This is a genomic window from Microbacterium sp. BWR-S6Y, assembly GCF_041379845.1.
GTDB classification, from domain to species: domain Bacteria; phylum Actinomycetota; class Actinomycetes; order Actinomycetales; family Microbacteriaceae; genus Microbacterium; species Microbacterium hydrothermale.
On sequence record NZ_JBFECV010000006.1, the window covers coordinates 135,561 to 155,997 of the forward strand.

Sequence of the window (20,437 nt, forward strand, 5' to 3'; positions counted from 1 at the left end):
CGCGTCACTCTAACGTCGGCGGCAGCACGTAGACCACGTCGGCGCCGTCGCGCTCGTGCTCGACGAACCCGATGCGTGCGAGCATCTCGTGGGCGGGGCGGTCGTCCGCAGAGACGCACGCGTAGAGCGGCCGTTCCGCTTCGCGCACGGTGAGCTGCCGCAGCGCCTCGGTGGGCGCGTCGGCGTCGGCGTCGGGGGCGACGGCCAGCAGGATCTCCCGGTCTCCGTCGACGTCCATCGCCGCTCCGATTCCGGCCACCCGGTCGCCTTGCGCGATCGTGTAGACCGTCACGTCCGCGCGTCGCACCCACGTCTCGAAAGAGTCGCGGTCGTCGAAGACTCCCCGCGGCCACGCGGAGCTGCTGGCGCGAACCGCGTCGTAGGCGGCATCCCGTTCGTCGTCGGAGAGGGGATGCAACTCGATGTGGGACATGCCGTCACGCTAGCGTCGCGTCGCCTCGGTCCGCGCGATCTTGCACCCTCACGCGAAACCGTGCAGCGTCAGGAAGCTCCAGCAGGCGCCGTTCGCATCACGACGGGCGATCTGCTCGCGCAGATGACGGAAGAGCGGTTCGCGGGTGTCGTCGTCGATGCTGCCCCAGCCGTCGAGATTGCGTCGCAGCACGAGGTCGGTCTGCTCGAAGGCCTTGCGGAACACGACATTGCGCGATTCGGCCACCAGGTGCCCGTACAGGTCGAGCGCCGCCGCCACATAGGAGCGCGACGACTCGGCATCGCGAAGGGCGTCGACGAGGGGGAGGGTCGCGGCGATCTCGTCGTCGGTGGCCCGTGCCAGGGCCACGTGCATGACCGACGCGATCGTGTGCGCGGCGTACTCCCGCATGTCGGTGCGGGCGCGGTCGCTGAGGGCGGAGACGCGCGTGTAGCGGTTGGCTGCGACCTCGACCAGGCCGATCCGCTCCAGCCGCTGCAGGGCCTCGCGGACGGGGGTGCGCGAGATGCCCATGAGGGTGGCGAGTTCGACGTCGCGCAACCGGTCGCCGGGCTGGAGGCGACCGTCGACGATGGCCTCGCCGAGTGAGCGGTACGCATCGTCGACGAGGGCCGAAGCGCGTCGCCGACCATCCATGAGGCGGATTTTACGGCTCTCCGCTAGCACAGAACATCGATATAACTGACTGATTCTTCGTTTTCGTGTCGCGCACGCGGTCGCGCGCCGGTAAAGTGATCGCCGTCACGCATCGCGTGGCATATCCGGGGGGATCCGTCGACGCCCGGGCTTCGAGCTCTGCTCAGCCCGGGCGTCGTATGGGCTTCGGGCTCATCGCCCGCCGATCCGACCTCCTCCGGGCCGGCGCAACGTTTGTGTCACGGTGCCGTGCGGTCTACCGCGGTGGCCGTTACCGTGGGGGCACAGTCCGGCGCGCACGGCGTCGGCTCAAGCGGAAAACGGCATCACGATGAGCACGCAGGGCACGGTCAAGTGGTTCAACTCGGAGAAGGGCTTCGGCTTCATCGCCCCCGATGACGGCGGGCAGGACGTGTTCGCGCACTACAGCGCGATCCAGTCCGGCGGCTACCGCTCGCTCGAGGAGAACCAGCGCGTCGAGTTCGAGATCGCCCAGGGCCCCAAGGGTCTGCAGGCGGAGAACATCCGCGCGCTCTGACGCGTCCGGCTCCCGCCAGTCCGCCCCGCCCCCGCATCCCGGCGAGGGTCGGGGCGATCAGCGTTCCTGCCGCACGAGGTCGATTCCGGCGGCCGCGAACTGACGCAGCGTCGCGTGCGGCAGGAAGGCCCGGGTGAGGGCGGCGCCGATGCGCGTGAGGTCTGCCTCGTCGCGGTAGAGCAGGTACATCGTCTCGTACCGCGGGTGGAACTTCTGCTTGAACCGGTGCAGCGAGGCGAACCCGTAGACCGGCTCGAGCATCGTGGCCATGCGCGCCTGCAGATCGGCGATGGCGCCGGCATCCGGTGGATACTCGTGAGCCAGCGGGGCGCCGGAGAGCGACAGCACCTCGGCGCCCTCGGCGGAGAACTGCTGTGCCGATGAGCCGATGAGGTACTCCATGACGGGGCCGAACCCGCCGTCCCGACGGCGCATGAGGTCGAGGGTCCAGCCGCGCACCCGTCCCTCCCCGTAGACGGGCAGCCAGGAGAGGAAGCCGTCGACGTCGCCCGCGGGAGAGATCGCGAGGGCCAGTCGCACCTCGGGGTCGGCCGCCTCGTGCAGCGTGCCGAGGGTGAACCCCATCTCGGGCAGGCCCTTGTCTCCCACCCAGCTCTCCGAGATGGCCCGCAGCTGCTGACGCACGCCCCACGGTTCGTCGGCGAGCCGGGTGAGACGGAAGGTCATGCCCTCCCGCTGCGCGCGGTTGAGCGAGGTGCGCACCGCACCCCACGCCTTGCCCGTGAACTGCAGACCCGGGAGGTCGACGACGGTGTCGTCGGCCACCACGAGGGACCGCCAGCCCTCGGGCACGGCGGCGCGCGTGGACTCACCGGCGCTGAAGAAGCAGGGGGCGAGGCCGGCCGCCTCCGCCCGCTCGACGAACCGACGCACCGTGGTCGGGCGATCCGCCTCGGGGCCCAGGGGATCGCCCAGGGCGAGAACGACCCCGGAGCGGCGCTGGAAGGCGACGATGCCGCGCCCGAACCGCGCGTACGACATGCCCTCCCACGTCGTCATCCACGACAGCGTCCCCCCGCCCGTCGCGCGCAGCTCGTTCTTGATCTCGTCCACCGAGGGAGGGGGCGCATCGCCGAGCGCGGCGCGGGGCCGCGCCCGGAACGCCCCGCGCACGAGGACGAAGTAGACGGATGCCATGATCCACAGCACCGACGAGGCCAGGACGCTCGTGACGTCGGTGTCGAGCTGCGCCTCGATCCCGGAGAGACCGACGACGATCAGGATGCCGAGGATCGCGAGGACCAGGAGGACGTTGGCCACGCAGTACAGCAGGACGAGGATCCACGCCCACCGCCGGCCACGGCGCAGGGCCGTGGCGACGACGAGGACGATCACGGTGTTGATCGCGACGTCGACCCACGATCCCGAGGTCGCGGCCGACGACCCGAACGGACCGGTCATCGGTGCGACGTAGCCGAGGATCTCGATCGCGCCGAGAGCGCACACCACGACGAAGGCGATCAGACGCTGTTCGCGCACGCTCACCCGCTGCGGGCGGAGCGAGCGGTCCACGGCCAGGACCAGGCCCACAGCCAGCACGTGCTCGAGGTCGGGGAGCGATCCGTAGTAGACGAAGGCGACGGAAAGGGCGGCCACGAAGACCGTCCAGGCGCGCAGGCGCCACGGGGAGGGCAGGACGGCGAGGGCGCCCGCGATGCAGGCGAAGACGCCTCCCGAGGGACCGACGTCGAGGACGCCGGCCTGCTGCTGCGCCCACGACCACGGCAGCAGGGAGGCGACCGCGAGGAACGCGGCGGCACCCAGGACCGAGAAGAGCTGGCCTCCGGCGAAATACAGCGCGGTGAGACGGCTTCCGCGCGTGAACTCGAAGAACCCCATCGCGGCGAGGGCGGGGACGCCCGCGAGGTAGACCCAGGGCGCGTCGACGAAGAAGGTGCCGGTGATCGGCGTCCACCACCGACCCTCGACCAACGCCGGCAGCCCGTACGCGACGTCGGGAAACAGCGGCGACGCCGAGAATGGCGACCAGAGGCCGCCTCCGAGCAGTCCGACGAGGAGCAGGATGCCCGCGAGCCCGAGGGTGACCGGGACGCGGCGAGCGACGGTCGAGGCTCGAGGAGACCGGGACGTGTCCGACATGCCGCTCACGCTATTGCACAGGCCGCCCGCGCCGCCTCAGCTCGTCTCGTCGAGGAGCGCGCGCCGCGCGGCCCGGGCGTGGGCGAGCGCGTCGGTCGCGTCGGTGGCCGCGCGGGCCGCCGCCAGTTCGCGCCGCGCCCGTTCGAGGCGCAGCCGGTCGGCGATGAGGGGGCGGTCGTCGCGCGCCTCGGCGGCGATGAACGCCGCCCGCGCACACGCCAGGGTCCCCGGGAGGGCGGCCCGGGCCGCTTCGACCCGCTGGCGGGGATTCGGCGCGTCGCCGAGCGCGACATCGCGCACCTCGCGCACGCGGGCGACGGTCGCGATGGCCTCACCCGGCCGGCGCGAGACGGACGCGGAGGCGAGATCGAGATCGCGGAGCGCCTCGCGCAGCACGCCCGTCGCGGACGCGGCACCGTCGGACGGACGTGCGGCGGCCATCGCCAGGGCGGTCTCGACCTCGTCACGCGCGGCCGAGATCTCGCCGCCGGCGTTGTCGGCCGCCTGCAGCACGAAGCGGTGCGCATTCTCCACGGCACTCCCGTGACGCGAGGCGGATCGGAGCGCCCGGACGACCCGCTGGAGGGACGCGGGAGTCGCGTCGTGCTGCGCGTCGCGCAGGGCGGCATCCGCCTCCGACAGGGCGGCGGTGGCCGCGGCGGCCGCCCGCTCGGCGTCGGCCCCGTCCGTGGGATCGAAGCGCTGCCGGAGGACGACGAGAAGGGGCTCGGGGTCGCCGATGGCCGCGACAACCTCGTCGCGTCGCGCGCGCGCCGCCGCCAGGAGGGCGGCGGGAGTCCGGTTCGCCGCCGCCCAGGTCTCGAGCCGTTCGCCGAGGCTACGGACGCGCTCGCGCGCCGCGTCGAGGGCCTGCGCCACGCGTCGCGCCTGGTCGCGCCGCCGCGCGGGGCTCGTCGCGAGGTCGTCGAGGGCCGACACATCGGCGAACCCGCGATCGCGGTCGCGCCGGGCCGCGGTGCGCGCTCGCCGCAGGTCGGTGGGCGCGTCGGGGGCGTCGAGGGCGTCGGCCGCCTCGAACGCCGCGTCGAGATCGTCCACGGCGTCATCGAGAAGCAGAAGCGCCTCCGCCGCCTGCGCCGCCGCGTCATCGGCCGCCACGCGCATGCGAGGCGAACGGTGATGGCGCCGCACCGCGACGACGATCACCGCGACGACCACGAGCGCCGCAGCGAGGGCGATGACGAACGGCAGCGCCGCACCCAGGTCAGGCACCGGCGGAGTCGTCCACCAGCAGCAGCGCCCGCAGCTGCGCGACATCGTCGACGGCGGCCTGCGCTCCGTCGGCCTCGTGGGGCCAGCTGAAGCCCCAGCGCACGAAGATCACCGGGACCCCGGCATCCGCTCCGCCCTCCACGTCGTGGTGCCGATCGCCAATCAGGACGGGACGGGAGGTGTCGACGCCGTTCGCGGCCAGTCGCCGCAGCGCCTCGCGGACGATGTCGGCCTTCGTGCTGAGCGTGCGCTCGTCGAGGCTCGCCCCGACGATCGCGTCGAGGTCGGGGGCGAGGTCGAAGTGATCCATCAGGGCGACGACCTGCACCTCGGGCTTGGAGCTCGCCGTCGACTGGGGGATGCCGGCGGCGCGCAGTTCGTGCATCAGGTCGGCGACGCCCGGGTAGAGGCGCGCGCTGACCGTGTAGCCCTCTTTTTTGTTGAGGCCCCGGTAGAAGGTGACGGCCTCGGTCGCCTGCTCCGGGGTCATGCCGACGTTGGCCTGGAACGACTCGAACATCGGGGGACCGATCCAGTGCGACAGCTCGCCGCGCGTGGGGGCCTGGCGTCCGAAATGCTCGAGGGTGACGGTCAGGCGCCGGAGGATCCCCTCCGATGCGTCGACGAGGGTGCCGTCGACATCCCACAGGATGCAGGAGAAGGGAGAGCGTGCGGGCATGCGTCCACGCTACCGGCGGACCCGCGCGCATCGGCGCCCCCACGCACGTCGTCGGCATGCGTGGCGCGGCGGGAGGGGGGAGGGCGTACCGGCGACCTGCGAGGAAAGGCGGGAGATTCGCGCGAAAAGTGTTCGCGCCGACATGACCATCTCTTTCGACCGATGGATCGGTCTGCCCATGCTCTCGCCCCTCCGCGCGCGCGGGACAAGAAATCCGCGATGGGGGGACGTCTTCACGTGGCTATGCGCGCGGTCTGCGAGAAGGGCCCGCTGCAAGTGCCCGGCAGGGGAAGGCCCTCAGAACAGGCGCGGAGCCCCCGACTGCACACCCTTCATCTCGTCGTAGTCGAGAGTCAGACACCGGATGCCGCGGTCGGTGGCGAGCACCCGCGCCTGCGGCTTGATCTCCTGCGCCGCGAAGACGCCCGTCACCGGAGCGAGGAGCGGGTCGCGGTTGAGCAGTTCGAGGTAGCGGGTGAGCTGCTCGACGCCGTCGATGTCGCCGCGGCGCTTGACCTCGATCGCGACCGTGCCGACGCCGTCGTCGTTGCGCAGCAGGAGGTCGACCGGCCCGATCGCCGTGGGGTACTCGCGCCGGACGAGGGTGAGGTTCTCGCCGACGACCGACACCTGCTCGGCCAGCAGGCGCTGCAGGTCGGCCTCGACGCCGTCTTTGATCAGTCCGGGATCGACGCCGAGGTCGTGCGCGGTGTCGTGGACGATCTCGTGGATGCGCACGAGCAGAGCGTCACCGGTCTTGGCGTGCGTCACGCGCCAACGTTCGATCACCCCGTCCTCGACGTCGACCTCGTCGGGGTCTTCACGCGTCAGGCTGCAGGGTGGGCTCATCCAGTTCAGGGGCTTGTACGAGCCGCCGTCGGAGTGCACCAGCAGGCTGCCGTCGTTCTTGTGCACGAGCAGCCGGGTGGCGAGGGGGAGATGCGCGTTGAGGCGGCCGGTGTAATCGACGGAGCAACGGGCGATGACGAGACGCACCCGACGAGCCTAATCGCGCTCGCCGTCGCCGACGTCTCCGGGCCCGACGGGCCTCAGCGGCGCGCGGCCGCGTCGATCTTCTCCTCCTCGACGACGAGCGGCTTCGCCGCGCCCGAGAAGAGTCCGGATGCCACGATCAGGCCGACCACGATCAGCAGGGTGTTGAGCAGCCCGATGTGGTCGCCGATCCAGCCCAGGATGGGCGGCCCGCACAGGAACGCGACGTAGCCGATGGTCGCGGCGGCCGCCACGCGGGAGGCAGCCTTGGCGGGATCGTCCGCGGCGGCCGACATGCCGATCGGGAAGCCGAGGGAGGCGCCGAGACCCCACAGGGCCGCCCCGACGAAGACGAGCGGTCCGTAGGGCGCGAGGATGAACAGCAGCAGGCCCGCGGCCGCGGTGCCCGCGAGCACGCGCAGCACGACGACGCGGCCGAGGCGGTCGACCACCGGTCCACCGGCGATGCGGCCGACGGTCATCGCGACCGAGAACACCGCGAGCACGGCCGGACCCGCCTCTTCGGGAGCGCCGTGGCCGTAGACGACCGCGGAGGGCAGCCAGTCGTTCGCGCTGCCCTCGGCGAAGGCCATGCCGAGCATGATGACGCCGAGCGTGTACGTGCGCGGCTCGCGCCACGCCTGCAGCGAGGTGGCGAGGCGCTCCCGCCAGTGCAGGCGCTCCTCGTCGGCGGGGGCGTCCATCGCGACCTCGGCCCGCGGCACGTTGGCGACCGCGACGAAGGCGATCACGAGGATGACGACGGCCATTGCGACGCAGTGCGCGAGCACGGGGATGCCGAGGCTGACGGCGACGAAACCGAGTCCCGCGCCGATGACCGTGCCGAAGCTGAAGAACGCGTGCAGCAGCGGCAGGATCGTGCGGCCCGTCGCCTTCTCGAGCGCAGCGCCCTCGACGTTCATCATCACGTCGACCGCGCCGTTGCCGAACCCGAAGAGGGCCAGGCCCACGAGGGCGACGCCGAAGAGCTGCAGGGTGTCGGCGCCGAAACCGATGATGCCCAGGCCCGCACTGACCAGGATGAGGGCGACGAGCATGCCCGAGCGCGCCCCCACGCGGGCGATCACCGCGGGGGCGACCGAGAGGCCGATGATGGATGCCACGCCCATGCCCAGCAGCAGCAGGCCGACCCCGGAGTTCTCGATGCCGAGCGACTCGCGGATCGCGGGCACGCGCGAGGCCCACGTGGAGATGCTCAGACCGCTCGCCAGGAAGATGGCGCAGATGGCGATGTGCCAGCGCACGAGTTGGGAGCGGGTGAGGGTCGGGGTCATGCGGCCACTGTAGCGAAGCGACTCGACATCGATCGAATCGATTCGGAACACCCAGGGGGCGACGGTAGCATCGGCCCGTGACCACCCGCCGCGCCACCATCAGCGACGTCGCCCGTGAGGCCGGCGTGTCGCCGTCGACGGCATCGGTGGTGTTCAGCGGCAAGACGCCCACGTCCGAAGCGACGAAGGCCCGCGTGCTCGCCGCCGCGGAGGCGCTCGGGTACACCGGCCCCGACCCGCGGGCGGCGTCGTTGCGCCGGGGGCGCAGCGGCATCGTGGGCGTCGTCTTCGACACGCACCTCGGCACGGCCTTCCTCGACCCGGTCACCACGCACATGATGGACGGCCTCGCCGACGGCGTCTCGCGCCTGGGCGCGGCACTGCTGCTCCTGCGCGACGACGGCGAGACCGTCAGCGAGCCGTCGCTGCACACCGCCCCCATCGACGCGGCCGTGCTGATCGGCTGCAGCCCGCGCATGCGCGACTCCCTCGAGATCGTGCGCGGTCGCGGCATCCCCGTGGTCGTCGTCGAGGGCGACGCGGGCGACGGTGTGCCGCGCGTGCTCCTCGACAACGCCGAGGCCCAACGGCAGGCCGCGCAGCACGTGTACGACCTGGGCCACCGTGACGTCGTGCTCGTGACACTGCCCTTCGACACCTCCCGGCGCCGCGGATGGGCGGATGCCGAGGCGCCCGTGCGGGTGGACGTGACAGCCGATCGGCTGGCCGGTGCGCGGGAGGTGTTTCCGGAGGCTCCCGTGCTGGCGGCGGCGACGAGCTCGATCGACGAGGGGACGATCGCGGGGCGCACGATCTTCGCCGATCCCGAGCGCCGACCCACCGCCGTCATCGCCCAGAGCGATCTGCTGGCGGCGGGCGTCATCCGCGCGGCCGAGGAGGCCGGGCTGCGGGTGCCGCACGACGTCAGCGTCACAGGTTTCGACGGGGTGGTGGTCGACGGCCTCGCGCCGCACGTGCTCACGACGCTCGTGCAGCCGGCGACCGCGAAGGGACGCGCGGCCGGGGAGGCGGTCGCCGCGATGCTCGAGGACGCCGAGCCCTCGGGTCTCGACCTGCGCTGCGTGTTCCGCGCGGGGACGACGACGGCCCCTCCGCCTACCACATGAGGATTCGTGGTCCGCGAACTCTCATGCTCCGCATAGAATAGGTTCGACACCCCGAGAGCCCGGGCATCCGCCCGTCGAACCCGAGGAGGCCCGAACATGTTGCTGTTCCTGGGCGCCTTCGCGGCTCTCCCCCTGTTCCTGCCGTGGCTGGTCTCAAGGATCGGCGCGCGGGCGTTCTACGTCGCCGCGGTCCTGCCCGCCCTCGCCTTCGTCCACGCGATCGTGCTGGCTCCCTCGGTGTTCGCCGGTGACATTCCGTTCGAGGAATACCGCTGGATCCCCGCGATCGACGTCTCGCTGTCGATGCGGATGGACGTGCTCGGGTGGCTCCTGACGCTCGTCGTCACCGGCGTCGGCGCGCTCGTCATGCTCTACTGCCGCTGGTACTTCCGGGGCAAGACGCGAGGAGTCGGGCAGTTCTCGGCCGTGCTCCTCGCGTTCGCCGGCGCGATGTACGGCCTCGTGCTGACCGACGACCTCGTCGTGCTCGTGATGCTCTGGGAAGCCACGAGCGTGCTGTCCTACCTGCTGATCGGCTACTACCACGCACGCGCCGCCAGCCGTCGCGCGGCTCTGCAGGCGCTGCTGGTCACCACCCTCGGCGGACTCGTCATGCTGATCGGCGTCGTGCTGATCGTCGTGCAGGCGGGCACCTCGAGCCTGTCCGCCCTCCTCGCCGATCCGCCCACCGGCACCATCGTCGACATCGCGGTGCTCCTGCTGCTCATCGGCGCGCTGAGCAAGTCGGCGATCTTCCCGTTCCACTTCTGGCTGCCGGGAGCCATGGCCGCCCCCACCCCGGTGAGCGCGTACCTGCACGCCGCCGCGATGGTCAAGGCCGGCATCTACCTCATCGCCCGTCTCGCACCGGGCTTCGCCGAGACGCCGTTCTGGCGGCCGACGCTCATCGCGCTCGGCGTCTTCACCATGCTGCTGGGCGGATTCCAGGCCCTGCGCGAGCGCGACCTCAAGCGCATCCTGGCGTTCGGCACCGTGAGCCAGCTCGGCTTCCTCACCGTCATGCTGGGCTACGGGACGCGGGATGCCGCCCTTGCCGGCGTGGCCCTGCTGCTCAGCCACGCGCTGTTCAAGTCGTGCCTGTTCCTCGTGGTCGGCGTGATCGACCGTCAGCTGAACACCCGTGACATCGGCGAGCTCTCCGGCCTGGGCCGGCAGGCGCCCGTCATGGCGACCGCCTCGTTCATCGCGATCGCCTCGATGGCCGGCGTCATCCCGACCCTCGGGTTCGTGGCGAAGGAGACCGCGCTCACCGCGCTCCTGCACGAGGCCGAGGCCGGGGCGATCTGGGGCGTCGTGGCGCTGATCGGCATCGTCCTCGGCTCCGCTCTCACCGCGGGCTACGGCATCCGCTTCCTCTGGGGTGCGTATTGGACCAAGCGCGACGTCGCGACGACCGAGTGGCCCGACCCGCCCATCGGTTTCCTCTCGGCACCCGTGCTGCTGGCCGCGGCCTCGCTCGCGCTCGGCATCCTGTCGCCCGTGGTCGACCACTGGCTCGCCCCCTACGCCGACGGTCTGCCCGAGGCCACTCCGGGTGTGGGTGCTCCCGTCTACCCCTACCACCTGGCCCTCTGGCACGGTCTCGAGCCGGCCCTGTTCATCTCGCTCGGCACGCTCGCGCTCGGCGCGGCGATCTTCTGGACGGTGCGCAAGACGCAGCTGCACAAGCGCCGCCGCGTGCTGCCGTTCACCGCGAACGACGCCTACAACGTCGCGCTGCGCGGCATCGACCACACCTCCGAGTGGGTCACGGCGCGCTTCCAGCGCGGCTCGCTGCCGTTCTACGTCGGCACGATCTTCATCGTGCTCGTCATCGCCGAGGGCACGGCGCTGTTCGCCTCGTCGGAGTGGCGCGCCCAGCTCGACGCCTGGCACTCGCCGACGCAGCTCATCGCCGCGCCGCTGATGATCGCCGCGGGCATCCTCGCGGTGCGCGCGCGCAAGCGCTACACCGGTGTTGCCCTCGTGTCGGTGACCGGCCTCGGTCTCGTCGTGCTCTTCGCCACGAGCGGCGCCCCCGACCTCGCCCTCACCCAGGTTCTCGTCGAGACCGTCACCCTGGTGGTCTTCGCGCTCGTGCTGCGGCGTCTGCCCGCGCGCATGGGGGAGCAGAACGCCTCGGTGGCGCCCCTGGCCCGGGCCGTGCTCGGCGCGGGCGTGGGCCTGACCATGGCCCTCGTCGCCGTGGTCGCCACGGGAGCGCGGCAAGACCTCCCCATCTCGCTCGAGTGGCCGCCCCTGGCGTACGAGATCGGTCACGGCCGCAACGTGGTCAACGTCGCGCTCGTCGATCTGCGCGGTTGGGACACCATGGGCGAGCTGTCGGTGCTCGTCCTCGCGGCAACGGGTGTGGCATCCCTCGTCTTCATCACCGACCGCAGCGACAACCTGTCCCGCCGCTCGGGCACGGCCCGCAGCCGGTCGGGCCTCGGGCGCCGCCGCCCGCTCGTCGAGACCGACAGCGGCGTGCGCGCGCAGCGCGTGGGCGAGACCGGCGCGCCGCGCGCGTGGCTCGTGTCGGGCGTCAAGGTTCAGCCCGAGAACCGCTCGATCCTGCTCGAGATCATCATCCGGGTGCTGTTCCACACGGTCATGATCATCTCGCTGTACCTGCTCTTCGCCGGCCACAACCTGCCCGGCGGAGGCTTCGCGGGCGGCCTGGTCGCCGGTCTCGGCCTGGTGATGCGCTATATCGCCGGCGGGCGCTGGGAGCTCGGCGCCGCCGCCCCGACCGACGCCGGACGCCTGCTCGGCGCGGGCATGGCGATCGCCGTGCTGTGCGCGATCGTGCCGATGTTCTTCGGCTTCGCGCCCCTGCAGAGCTTCACGTTCGAGGGTGAGCTGCCGCTCATCGGGCATTGGGAGTTCGTCACCAGCACGATCTTCGACATCGGCGTCTACCTCGTCGTCATCGGTCTCGTGCTCGACGTTCTGCGCAGCCTCGGCGCCGAGGTCGACCGGCAGTCGCAGCTGCCCGAAGACGCGGAGGTGGTGGACGCGTGAACATCTCCCTCGTTCTCGTCATCGTCATGGCCGTGCTCTTCGCGTGCGGCGTGTACGCGATGCTCGAGCGCAGCCTCACGCGCGTGCTCATCGGCTTCCTGCTGCTGGGCAACGCCGCCAACCTCCTGCTTCTCATCGTCATGGGTCGCCCCGCGCTCGCCCCGTTCTACGACGGAGAGACGGATGCCGCCGACATGTCCGACGCGCTCCCGCAGGCGCTGACACTCACCGCGATCGTGATCACGTTCGCGATCTCCGCCTTCCTGCTCGCCCTCATCTACCGCTCCTGGCAGCTCGGCCAGGCCGACACGGTCATCGACGACGCCGACGACGTCGCCCTGCGCACCCGCACGGCCGAAGAGGTCGAGGACGCGATGGACGAGGAGTCGCGCTCCGACGACGACGATGTCACCACCGACTTCGTCGGCGACGCGGCGAACCCCATCCGCGTCCTGCACCAGGGCGACCTGTCGCAGCTCGTCGACGACGCCCCGGTCGATCGCGTCGCCGTGCGCCGCGGGTCGAACGAGGGCGGGACGCGCGACAGCGCGGAGCGCGACGGCGACGCCGCGACCGACGCCCCCCGCGACCCCCAGGACGGTGATCGCTCGTGAGCGCCCTCGTGCCCCTGCTCGTCGGCATCCCGCTCATCGGTGCCGCGATCAACCTCATCTTCGGCCGTCGCAAGAAGACGCAGATCGTCGTGTCGGTCGCCTCCCTCACGGCGGTGCTCGTGCTCGGGGCGATCCTCCTCGTCGCCGTCGACACCAGCGGTCCCATCGCGGTCGCGATCGCGGCCTGGCAGATCCCGCTGGGCATCGTGCTGTACGTCGACGTGCTCGCGGCCCTGCTGGTCGTCGTGACCAGCATCGTGCTGCTCGCGGTCCTGCTCTTCTCGATCGGTCAGGGGGCGGCCGACAACGACGAAGACACACCGGTCTCGATCTTCTACCCGGCCTACCTGATCCTGGGTGCGGGCATCTTCAACGCCTTCATCGCGGGCGACCTGTTCAACCTCTACGTCGGCTTCGAGATCCTGCTCGTCGCCTCGTACGTGCTCATCACGCTCGGGGGCACCGAGTCGCGCATCCGCACGGGCGTCGTCTACATCGTCGTGTCGCTGGTGTCGTCGATCCTCTTCCTCGCGGCGATCGCGATGGTCTACGGCGCGCTCGGCACCGTCAACATGGTGCAGATCAGCGAGCGCATGGCGCAGCTCCCGCAGGACACGCAGACGATCCTGCACCTCATGCTGCTTCTCGCGTTCGCCATCAAGGCGGCGGTGTTCCCGCTGTCGTTCTGGCTGCCCGACTCGTACCCCACGGCACCCGCTCCCGTCACGGCGGTGTTCGCGGGCCTGCTGACCAAGGTCGGCGTCTACGCGATCATCCGCACCGAGACGCAGCTCTTCGTCGACAACGACATCAACTTCCTGCTGCTCATGGTCGCCCTCGCGACGATGATCGTCGGCGTGCTCGGCGCGGTGGCGCAGGCCGAGCTCAAGCGCATCCTGTCGTTCACTCTCGTGAGCCACATCGGCTACATGATCTTCGGGCTGGCGATCAACACGCCGCTCGCGGTGGGGGCGACGATCTACTACATCGTCCACCACATCATCGTGCAGACGACCCTGTTCCTCGCGGTGGGCCTGATCGAACGCCGCGCGGGGAGCACGTCGATCCTCAAGGTCAAGGGACTGATGCGCGCGGCACCCCTGCTCGCGGTGCTCTACTTCATCCCCGCGATCAACCTGGGCGGCCTCCCGCCGTTCTCGGGCTTCATCGGCAAGTACGCGCTGTTCGACGCCGCGGCCCAGGTCGGCACACCGGTCATGATCGTGCTCATCGTGGGCGGCATCGTCACCTCGATCCTGACGCTGTACGCGCTCATGCGCGCCTGGAACCTGTCGTTCTGGCGCGAAGACGACGACTCGGCCGAGACGACCGAGCGCATCGCCTACCTCGGCAACGCCCCGGCGGCGACGATCTCGACCGAGCGCCGCACCATCCCGCGCATCATGACGGTCGCCACCGCCGGCATGGTCATCGTGACCCTCTCGCTGACGGTGTTCGCCGGACCGCTGCTCGATGCGTGCCTGCGGGCGGGCGAGCGCATCTACGGCGGGGTCACCCTCGTGCAGCTGCAGGATGCGGAGGACCCGCGATGAGCCCGACCCGCCGCGCGCAGGTGTCGCTCTTCCTGCACCAGCTGCCGCTCCTGCTGTGGCTGATCGCCCTGTGGATGCTGCTGTGGGGCCAGTTCACATGGCTCGCCTTCGTCACCGGCCTCGTGATGGCGGTCTTCGTCACCCGCGTCTTCCGGCTGCCCCCGGTCGAGCTCTCGGGGCGCATCAACCTCTGGTACGGCCTGATCTTCGTCGTCACCTTCCTCGGCGCCGTCATCAAGGGATCCCTGATCGTCGCGTGGCAGGTCCTCGACGTGCGGCGCCAGCCGGGAGCGGCGATCATCGCGGTGCCTCTGCGCGTCGACGACGACGTCATCATGGCCCACACCGCGGTCACGGCATCCCTCATCCCGGGATCCCTCATCGTCGATGTCGATCGCGAGAACCGCACGCTCTACCTGCACACGATCGGGGTGCGCAGCGACGCCGACGCCGAGCACCAGCGCCGCATCGTGCTCGGCTGGGAGGCACGGATCACGCGCGCCGTCGGCTCGCGCGAGGAGCTGCAGGAGCTGCGCGCCCGCATCGCCGACAGCTCGACGCACCACCACGAGTCCATCGAATCCCCGCGAGAGGGGAGGACCCCGCTGTGAACGCCCTCGTCGTCGTCATCCTCGTCGTCTTCGCCGCCGCCGCGGTGCTCGCCCTCATCCGGCTCGTGATCGGCCCGTCGATCCTCGATCGGGCCGTCGCGGCCGACGTGCTGCTCACCGAGGTGGTCTGCATCCTGGGCGCCGACATGGTGATCAACCACCACACGCGCTCGCTGCCGGCGATGCTCATCATCGCGGCGGTCGGCGTGTTCGGGTCGATCGCGGTCGCCCGCTTCGTCGCGCGGAAGGAGAACCCGCGGTGACCCTCGAATCGGTGCTCGACACCGTCGCCCTCGTGCTCGTGCTGATCGGCGCCGTGCTCTGCCTCACGGCGACGATGGGGCTGCTGCGCTGGCGCGACGTCCCCACACGACTGCACGCGGCGACGAAGCCGCAGGTTCTGGGCGTGCTGCTCATCGTCATCGCCGTCGCGCTGTCGCTGCGCACGTGGGAGGTGGTCGCCTTCGGCATCCCGATCGTGCTCATCCAGTTCGCCACGGCGCCGCTGGCCGCGCACATGGTCGGCCGCGCCGCGTACCGCAACCGCACGACCGACGAAGAGGGCCTGTACATCGACGAACTGCAGCACCGTACGGAGCAGCCCGGCTCCACCGGCGCGGAGACGCGGCCGGAGAGCTGACCGCTCAGCGCGCCTCGGCGACGCGGATGCCGGGGTTCAGAGTGCGCCCGCGAGGGCTCGACCGACCGTGCGGCCCGTGAAGAGGCAGCCTCCGAGGAAGGTGCCCTCGAGGGCGTTGTATCCGTGGGCGCCGCCCCCGCCGAAGCCGGCCGCCTCGCCCGCGGCGTAGAGTCCCTCGATCGGTCGGCCCGCGGCATCCAGGGCGCGTCCGCTGAGGTCGGTCTGGATGCCGCCGAGCGACTTGCGCGTCACGACCCACAGGCGCACCGCGATGAGGGGGCCGTGGGCGGGATCGAGCAGCGCGTGGGGCTTCACCGTGCGGAAGATGCGGTCGCCGAGGAAGCGGCGGCTGTTGCGGATGCCCATCGCCTGCGCGTCCTTCGAGTACGGGTTGACGAGCTCGCGGTCGCGTTCGACGATCTGCCGGTGGATCGCCCCCTCGTCGAGAAGCCCGTCACCCGTGAGGGCGTTCATCTTGCGCACGAGTTCACCGAGGGTGTCGGCGACGACGAAGTCGGCCCCGCGCGTCTTGAACGCCTCGACGGGTCCCGGGGCGGTCCGCCCGAGGCGACTGCGCAGGAGCAGTCCGAGGTCGCGCTCGGTGATGTCGGGGTTCTGCTCCGACCCCGACAGCGCGAACTCCTTCTTGATGATCGTCTGATCGAGCACGAACCAGGAGTAGTCGTAGTCCGCGATGTCGGGGGTGGTGCGCAGGATGCGGAGGGTGCCCAGCGTGTCGTATCCGGGCAGGCCGGGAGGGGGGAGCCGCCGCCCCCGGGCGTCGAGCCACAGCGACGAGGGACCGGGGAGGATGCGGATCGCGTGGCCGGGCCACACGGGGGCGAAGTTCTGCACGCCCTCGGTGTAGTGCCACATGCGGTCGCGATTGACCAGTCGCACGCCCTGGGAGGCGGCGATGTCGAGCATGCGCCCGTCGACGTGGGCGGGGACGCCGGTGACCATCTTCTTCGGCGGCGTGCCCAACCGCTCCGGCCACCACGCGCGCACGCGGTCGTGGTCGCCGCCGATCCCGCCGGTGGCGATGACCACCGCCTGGGCCGACAGCTCGAACGTCGACACCTCGTCGCGCGACGACGGCACCCCGCGGGCCGCGTCGTCGGGTGCCAGGATCGCCCCGCGGATGCCGGTGACCCGGCCGCCTTCGAACACCAGACCGTCGACGCGATGGCGGAAGCGCAGGTCGAGGGCGCCGTCCGCCGCGGCGGCGCGGGCGCGATCGGCGAAGGGCTCCGAGATCCCGGTCCCGGTGCCCCACGGCACGTGGAAGCGGGGGACCGAGTTGCCGTGCCCGTCCGCCGTCAGCGACCCGCGTTCGGCCCAGCCGACGACGGGAGTGAACCGCACGCCCTGCTCGTGCAGCCAGGCGCGCTTCTCGTCGGCGGCGAACTCGACGTAGGCCCGCCCCCACTTCTTCGCCCACTCGTCCTCGGCGAGGGGACCCTCGAGCCGATCCCAGCCCGCCGAGCCCTGCCAGTCCTGCCATGCGAGGTCGAACGAGTCGCGCACGCCGAGCCGTCGCTGCATGGGGGAGTCGACGAGGAAGATCCCCCCGAACGACCAGAACGCCTGTCCGCCGAGGTTCGCCGCATTCTCCTGATCGACGATGAGCACGCGCTTGCCCGCTCGGACGAGCTCGTTGCTCGCGACCAGACCGGCCAGTCCTGCGCCCACGACGATGACATCGGCATCCATCGGTCTCCTCCTCCGCGCGGCGACGGCGACGCGCGTTCCTTGCATCATCTCGCGGGATGGGTGTGCATCTCGCAGGCCCGCACCCGATTCGGATCGAGTGCGCCGCGGAGCGTCAGACGCCCGCCTCCCGCACGTCGCGCTCGGCCTGGGGCGAGGGGTTGCCCTCGGCGGGGTCGGGCGTCTCGGTGCGGTGGTCGAGTTCGCGCGCCTCGCGCTCGTCGCGGCGCCCCTCGGCCAGGAACGCCAGCCGGTTCAGGCACTCGTGGTTGCGGGCGATCAGGAGCGGCTTCCACAGCAGCGAGGGGAGCAGGGCGGCGGCGCCCGAGACGGGCTCCTCGAGGATCGTCACGGCGATGCCGTCGCCGTGCGGGCGCACGTCGATGCGGATGACCCCGCGCCCGAGGATGCCGGCCTCCGGCCGCAGGCGCAGCCGACGCGGCGGGTCCCACTCGACGATCTCGGTCTCATCGTGGATCATCACCGGCCACACGCCGAGCGAATGGTGGATGCGGGTGCCTTCGCGCGGCCACTCCGCGTCCACGTCGCGCATGCGGGCGGCGCCCACCACCCACACGGGGTACAGCCACCCGTCCGAGAGCACCGCGAACAGGTCGTCGGCTGTGCAGCGCATGAGGCGCGTGTTGCGGGCGGCCATGGCATCTGCCTCTCCGGTCGGCGTGCTTCGACTGTAGGGGGCGGCCGTCGAAGGCGGTGAACCCCTTGACCGAGGGGTGGGTGGGGCCCGGTCCCTTCGACAGGCTCAGGGACCTTCGACAGGCTTAGGGACCTTCGACAGGCTTAGGGACCTTCGACAGGCTCAGGGGCCTCGGGGGAGCGGTCGCTGAGCCTGTCGAAGCGTCCGGGCCGGGCAGGACGAACGAGGCCCGGGGCCCCGCGCAGGGGAGGCGGGGCCCCGAGCCGGTCCGATCAGCCGTGCGTGATGTCGGTCACCACGCCCTTCGCGAGACGCAGTCGACGGCGTGCCCGACGGGCCACCGTGGAGTCGTGCGTGACCATCACCAGCGTCAGCCCCTCGGCGTTGAGCGTCTCGAGCACGTCGAGGATCTCGTCGCGCATGCTCTCGTCGAGGTTTCCGGTGGGCTCGTCGGCGAGCAGCACGCGGGGCTGCTTGGCGACGGCCCGGGCGATCGCGACGCGCTGCTGCTGTCCGCCCGACAGTTCCCCGGGCCGGTGGTCGGCACGGTCGGCGAGACCGACGCGCGCGAGCGCCTCGGTGACCCGCCGCGAACGCTCCGCACGGTCGAGGTGCAGCGGCTCGAGACCCATGTCGACGTTCTCGGCCGCGGTCAGGGTGGGGATGAGATTGAAGCCCTGGAACACGAAGCCGATCTCCTCGGCGCGCAGGCGGCTCAGCTGGGCGTTCGAGGCCGTCGCGATGTCGACTTCGCCGAGCGTCACCGACCCGCTCGAGGGGCGGTCGAGCGCGCCGAGCATCTGCAGCAGCGTCGACTTGCCGCCGCCGGTGGGGCCCTGGATGGTGACGAAGTCGCCCGCCGCGATCTCGAGGTCGACGCCCGCGAGGGCCTGCACGGTGCGATCGCGCTGACGGTAGGTGCGCGAGACCTTCGAGAGGCGGTACGCGGTGGCGGTGGAGGTGGGAACGGTGAGGGTCATGATGTCTCCTTCGAAGAACCGGGGATGCCGCTCACGCGACCGAACGGAGGGCGGCGGCGGGGCTGAGGCGAGCGGCACGCCATCCGCCGAAGGCTCCGGCGAGGACGCCGCCGAGCACGGCGATGCCGACCGCGGCCAGCACGACCACGGGGGTGACGGGGGCGCTCAGCACGATGTCGGTGGCCTGCGCCGCCGCCTGCCCGAAGCCGCCGGGGCCGCCGGCGCCGGGACCCCCCTGCCCTCCGGGACCGCCGGAGGTGCTCGCCGCGACCGAGACGGTCGGCGAGATGACGTTGACGAGCAGGATGCCGCCGAGCCCGAGGATCAGGCCCGCGACGCCGCCGAGCAGGCCCTGCACGAGCGACTCGCCCGCGACTTGCCGCACGATGCGCGCGTTCGACCAGCCGATGGCTTTCAGCGTGCCGAACTCGCGGGTGCGACGGGCGACACCCGAGATCGTGAACAGCACGGCGAGGGCGAGGGCGACGAGCAGCACGACGAGGCTGAGCCACGTGCCGAGGTTCGAGATCATCGTCGACGCGCTCGAGAGCGATCCCGATACGGTCGAGGCGAGCTCGGACTGCGAGCTGACGGTCGCGTCGGGGAGTGCCGCGGTGATCTCGCTCTGCACCAGGTCGATGGCATCCGCCGAGTCGGCCTGCACGTACACGGTCGACACCACGTCGCCGACGCCGGCGAGCGTCTGGGCCACGTCGAGGGGGAGGTAGACGTTCGCGGCGGTGTCGGCGTCGGCCGAGGCGGAGGCGACGATCCCGACGATCTGCATCGCCGTGCCGCCCACGTCGACGGTGCCGCCGACGGCCAGGCCCGCGCTCGCGGCATACGTCGCGTCGATCACGGCGACGTTCGTTCCGGCATCCGCTGCCTCCAGGGCACGGCCCTCGCTGACCGTGACGGACGAGAGGGGACCGACGGACGCCGCGGGGTCGACGCCCAGCACGCTGAAGGAGTCCACGCCGAAGGCGCTGCCGCCGTCTCCGCCGGGTCCGCCCGCCGGGGGTTCCCCCATGCCCCCACCCTGCGACGCGTCGGTGCCGGTGCCGCTGTCGGCGCTGCGGTCGGGGATCTGGCCCGAGAACGTCGTGTTGGTCAGGGCCAGGGCGCCCGTCGCCCCGGACACGCCGTCGAGACCGGTCACCGTGCTCACGGTCGAGGCGTCGAGCGTTCCGCGCATCATGTCGGTCATCAGGCGCGACTGGCTGAGGGTCGTGGTGCCGTCGCTCGAGGCCCCGTCTTCGGCGCCGAAGTCGAAGCGCGGTCCGCCGCCGCCCTCGCTCGGCTGGGTCTGCGCCCCGGTGACGGTGAGGTCGGTGCCGACGCCGTAGACCGACGACAGCGCCTGCGATTGCGCGTCGCGCACGCCCGCCGACAGAGCGTTGACCACGATGACCAGGGCGATCGCGATCGCGAGCCCGACCGCGACGATCACGGTCTGTTTGGTGCGGCCGGCGAGTTCGCGCCGCAGGTAGGTGCCGTACATGCTTCTCCTTCCGGACGCGGGGTGCGGCCGTCGGAGTGACGGTAGGAACGGCACCCTCACCGCCGCCTCA

Annotated in this window: 19 protein-coding genes; 8 read left to right on the plus strand and 11 right to left on the minus strand. The window is 71.4% G+C overall.

Annotation, left to right across the window (positions count from 1 at the left end):
* Positions 1 to 4 precede the first annotated feature (4 nt).
* Together AB1K56_RS13710 and AB1K56_RS13715 are read right to left on the minus strand one after the other, a co-directional pair.
* On the minus strand, positions 5 to 433 hold the full coding sequence (locus AB1K56_RS13710; RefSeq protein ID WP_371206090.1) for a hypothetical protein: 429 nt from the start codon (positions 431 to 433) through the stop codon (positions 5 to 7).
* 48 nt (positions 434 to 481) lie between these two features.
* Entirely contained in the window at positions 482 to 1,090 is a 609-nt protein-coding gene (locus AB1K56_RS13715; RefSeq protein WP_371206091.1) for a GntR family transcriptional regulator, read from the minus strand.
* A 331-nt stretch (positions 1,091 to 1,421) separates the two neighbouring features.
* Between AB1K56_RS13715 and AB1K56_RS13720 the strand changes: the two genes are divergently transcribed.
* The gene (locus AB1K56_RS13720) at positions 1,422 to 1,628 is read left to right on the plus strand and encodes a cold-shock protein (RefSeq protein WP_136586350.1); all 207 of its coding nucleotides are present in this window, start codon (positions 1,422 to 1,424) and stop codon (positions 1,626 to 1,628) included.
* A 57-nt stretch (positions 1,629 to 1,685) separates the two neighbouring features.
* On the opposite strand, the gene AB1K56_RS13725 is transcribed toward AB1K56_RS13720, so the two are convergent.
* The 5 genes from AB1K56_RS13725 to AB1K56_RS13745 all read right to left on the minus strand — a co-directional run bounded on the left by AB1K56_RS13725 (position 1,686) and on the right by AB1K56_RS13745 (position 7,949).
* Positions 1,686 to 3,749, minus strand: coding sequence for a bifunctional lysylphosphatidylglycerol flippase/synthetase MprF (locus tag AB1K56_RS13725; protein ID WP_371206092.1), 2,064 nt, complete (start codon positions 3,747 to 3,749; stop codon positions 1,686 to 1,688).
* Between the two features lie 36 nt (positions 3,750 to 3,785).
* Positions 3,786 to 4,982 carry a hypothetical protein gene (locus AB1K56_RS13730; RefSeq protein ID WP_371206093.1) on the minus strand — a complete coding sequence of 399 codons (1,197 nt, stop codon included), beginning with the start codon at positions 4,980 to 4,982 and terminating at the stop codon, positions 3,786 to 3,788.
* Positions 4,975 to 5,661: an HAD hydrolase-like protein gene (locus AB1K56_RS13735; RefSeq protein WP_136586347.1), complete on the minus strand. Its 687-nt coding sequence runs from the start codon at positions 5,659 to 5,661 to the stop codon at positions 4,975 to 4,977. Before AB1K56_RS13735 ends, AB1K56_RS13730 begins: the two co-directional genes overlap by 8 nt.
* 297 nt (positions 5,662 to 5,958) lie before the next feature.
* Positions 5,959 to 6,657, minus strand: coding sequence for an endonuclease NucS (nucS, locus tag AB1K56_RS13740; RefSeq protein WP_136586343.1), 699 nt, complete (start codon positions 6,655 to 6,657; stop codon positions 5,959 to 5,961).
* A 53-nt stretch (positions 6,658 to 6,710) separates the two neighbouring features.
* The gene (locus tag AB1K56_RS13745; protein ID WP_371206094.1) at positions 6,711 to 7,949 is read right to left on the minus strand and encodes a sugar MFS transporter; all 1,239 of its coding nucleotides are present in this window, start codon (positions 7,947 to 7,949) and stop codon (positions 6,711 to 6,713) included.
* A 77-nt stretch (positions 7,950 to 8,026) separates the two neighbouring features.
* On the opposite strand from AB1K56_RS13745, the gene AB1K56_RS13750 reads away from it, so the two are divergent.
* The 7 genes from AB1K56_RS13750 (at position 8,027) to mnhG (ending at position 15,518) form a co-directional block, all read left to right on the plus strand.
* A complete protein-coding gene (locus AB1K56_RS13750; protein WP_264629601.1) occupies positions 8,027 to 9,076 on the plus strand; it encodes a LacI family DNA-binding transcriptional regulator in 1,050 nt (349 codons plus the stop codon).
* 96 nt (positions 9,077 to 9,172) lie between these two features.
* On the plus strand, positions 9,173 to 12,100 hold the full coding sequence (locus tag AB1K56_RS13755) for a Na+/H+ antiporter subunit A (RefSeq protein WP_371206095.1): 2,928 nt from the start codon (positions 9,173 to 9,175) through the stop codon (positions 12,098 to 12,100).
* Positions 12,097 to 12,714, plus strand: coding sequence for a Na(+)/H(+) antiporter subunit C (locus tag AB1K56_RS13760; RefSeq protein WP_371206096.1), 618 nt, complete (start codon positions 12,097 to 12,099; stop codon positions 12,712 to 12,714). The genes AB1K56_RS13755 and AB1K56_RS13760 overlap by 4 nt, the downstream gene beginning before the upstream one ends.
* Entirely contained in the window at positions 12,711 to 14,267 is a 1,557-nt protein-coding gene (locus AB1K56_RS13765; protein WP_136586338.1) for a Na+/H+ antiporter subunit D, read from the plus strand. The genes AB1K56_RS13760 and AB1K56_RS13765 overlap by 4 nt, the downstream gene beginning before the upstream one ends.
* Complete coding sequence (locus tag AB1K56_RS13770) at positions 14,264 to 14,878, plus strand: Na+/H+ antiporter subunit E (RefSeq protein ID WP_136586470.1); 615 nt, start codon at positions 14,264 to 14,266, stop codon at positions 14,876 to 14,878. Before AB1K56_RS13765 ends, AB1K56_RS13770 begins: the two co-directional genes overlap by 4 nt.
* The gene (locus AB1K56_RS13775; RefSeq protein WP_136586337.1) at positions 14,875 to 15,141 is read left to right on the plus strand and encodes a monovalent cation/H+ antiporter complex subunit F; all 267 of its coding nucleotides are present in this window, start codon (positions 14,875 to 14,877) and stop codon (positions 15,139 to 15,141) included. Before AB1K56_RS13770 ends, AB1K56_RS13775 begins: the two co-directional genes overlap by 4 nt.
* Positions 15,138 to 15,518: a monovalent cation/H(+) antiporter subunit G gene (gene mnhG, locus AB1K56_RS13780; protein ID WP_136586336.1), complete on the plus strand. Its 381-nt coding sequence runs from the start codon at positions 15,138 to 15,140 to the stop codon at positions 15,516 to 15,518. The genes AB1K56_RS13775 and mnhG overlap by 4 nt, the downstream gene beginning before the upstream one ends.
* A gap of 36 nt (positions 15,519 to 15,554) precedes the next feature.
* Here the strand turns inward: mnhG and AB1K56_RS13785 are convergent, their stop codons facing one another.
* From AB1K56_RS13785 to AB1K56_RS13800, 4 genes are all read right to left on the minus strand, one after another.
* A complete protein-coding gene (locus AB1K56_RS13785) occupies positions 15,555 to 17,231 on the minus strand; it encodes an FAD-binding dehydrogenase (protein ID WP_371206097.1) in 1,677 nt (558 codons plus the stop codon).
* 112 nt (positions 17,232 to 17,343) lie between these two features.
* On the minus strand, positions 17,344 to 17,886 hold the full coding sequence (locus AB1K56_RS13790) for an SRPBCC family protein (protein ID WP_371206098.1): 543 nt from the start codon (positions 17,884 to 17,886) through the stop codon (positions 17,344 to 17,346).
* Positions 17,887 to 18,158: 272 nt separating this feature from the next.
* Positions 18,159 to 18,866 (minus strand): ABC transporter ATP-binding protein, encoded by a 708-nt coding sequence (locus tag AB1K56_RS13795; RefSeq protein ID WP_371206099.1) that lies wholly within the window; start codon positions 18,864 to 18,866, stop codon positions 18,159 to 18,161.
* Positions 18,867 to 18,897: 31 nt separating this feature from the next.
* On the minus strand, positions 18,898 to 20,367 hold the full coding sequence (locus AB1K56_RS13800) for an ABC transporter permease (protein WP_371206100.1): 1,470 nt from the start codon (positions 20,365 to 20,367) through the stop codon (positions 18,898 to 18,900).
* Between the last annotated feature and the right edge of the window lie 70 nt (positions 20,368 to 20,437).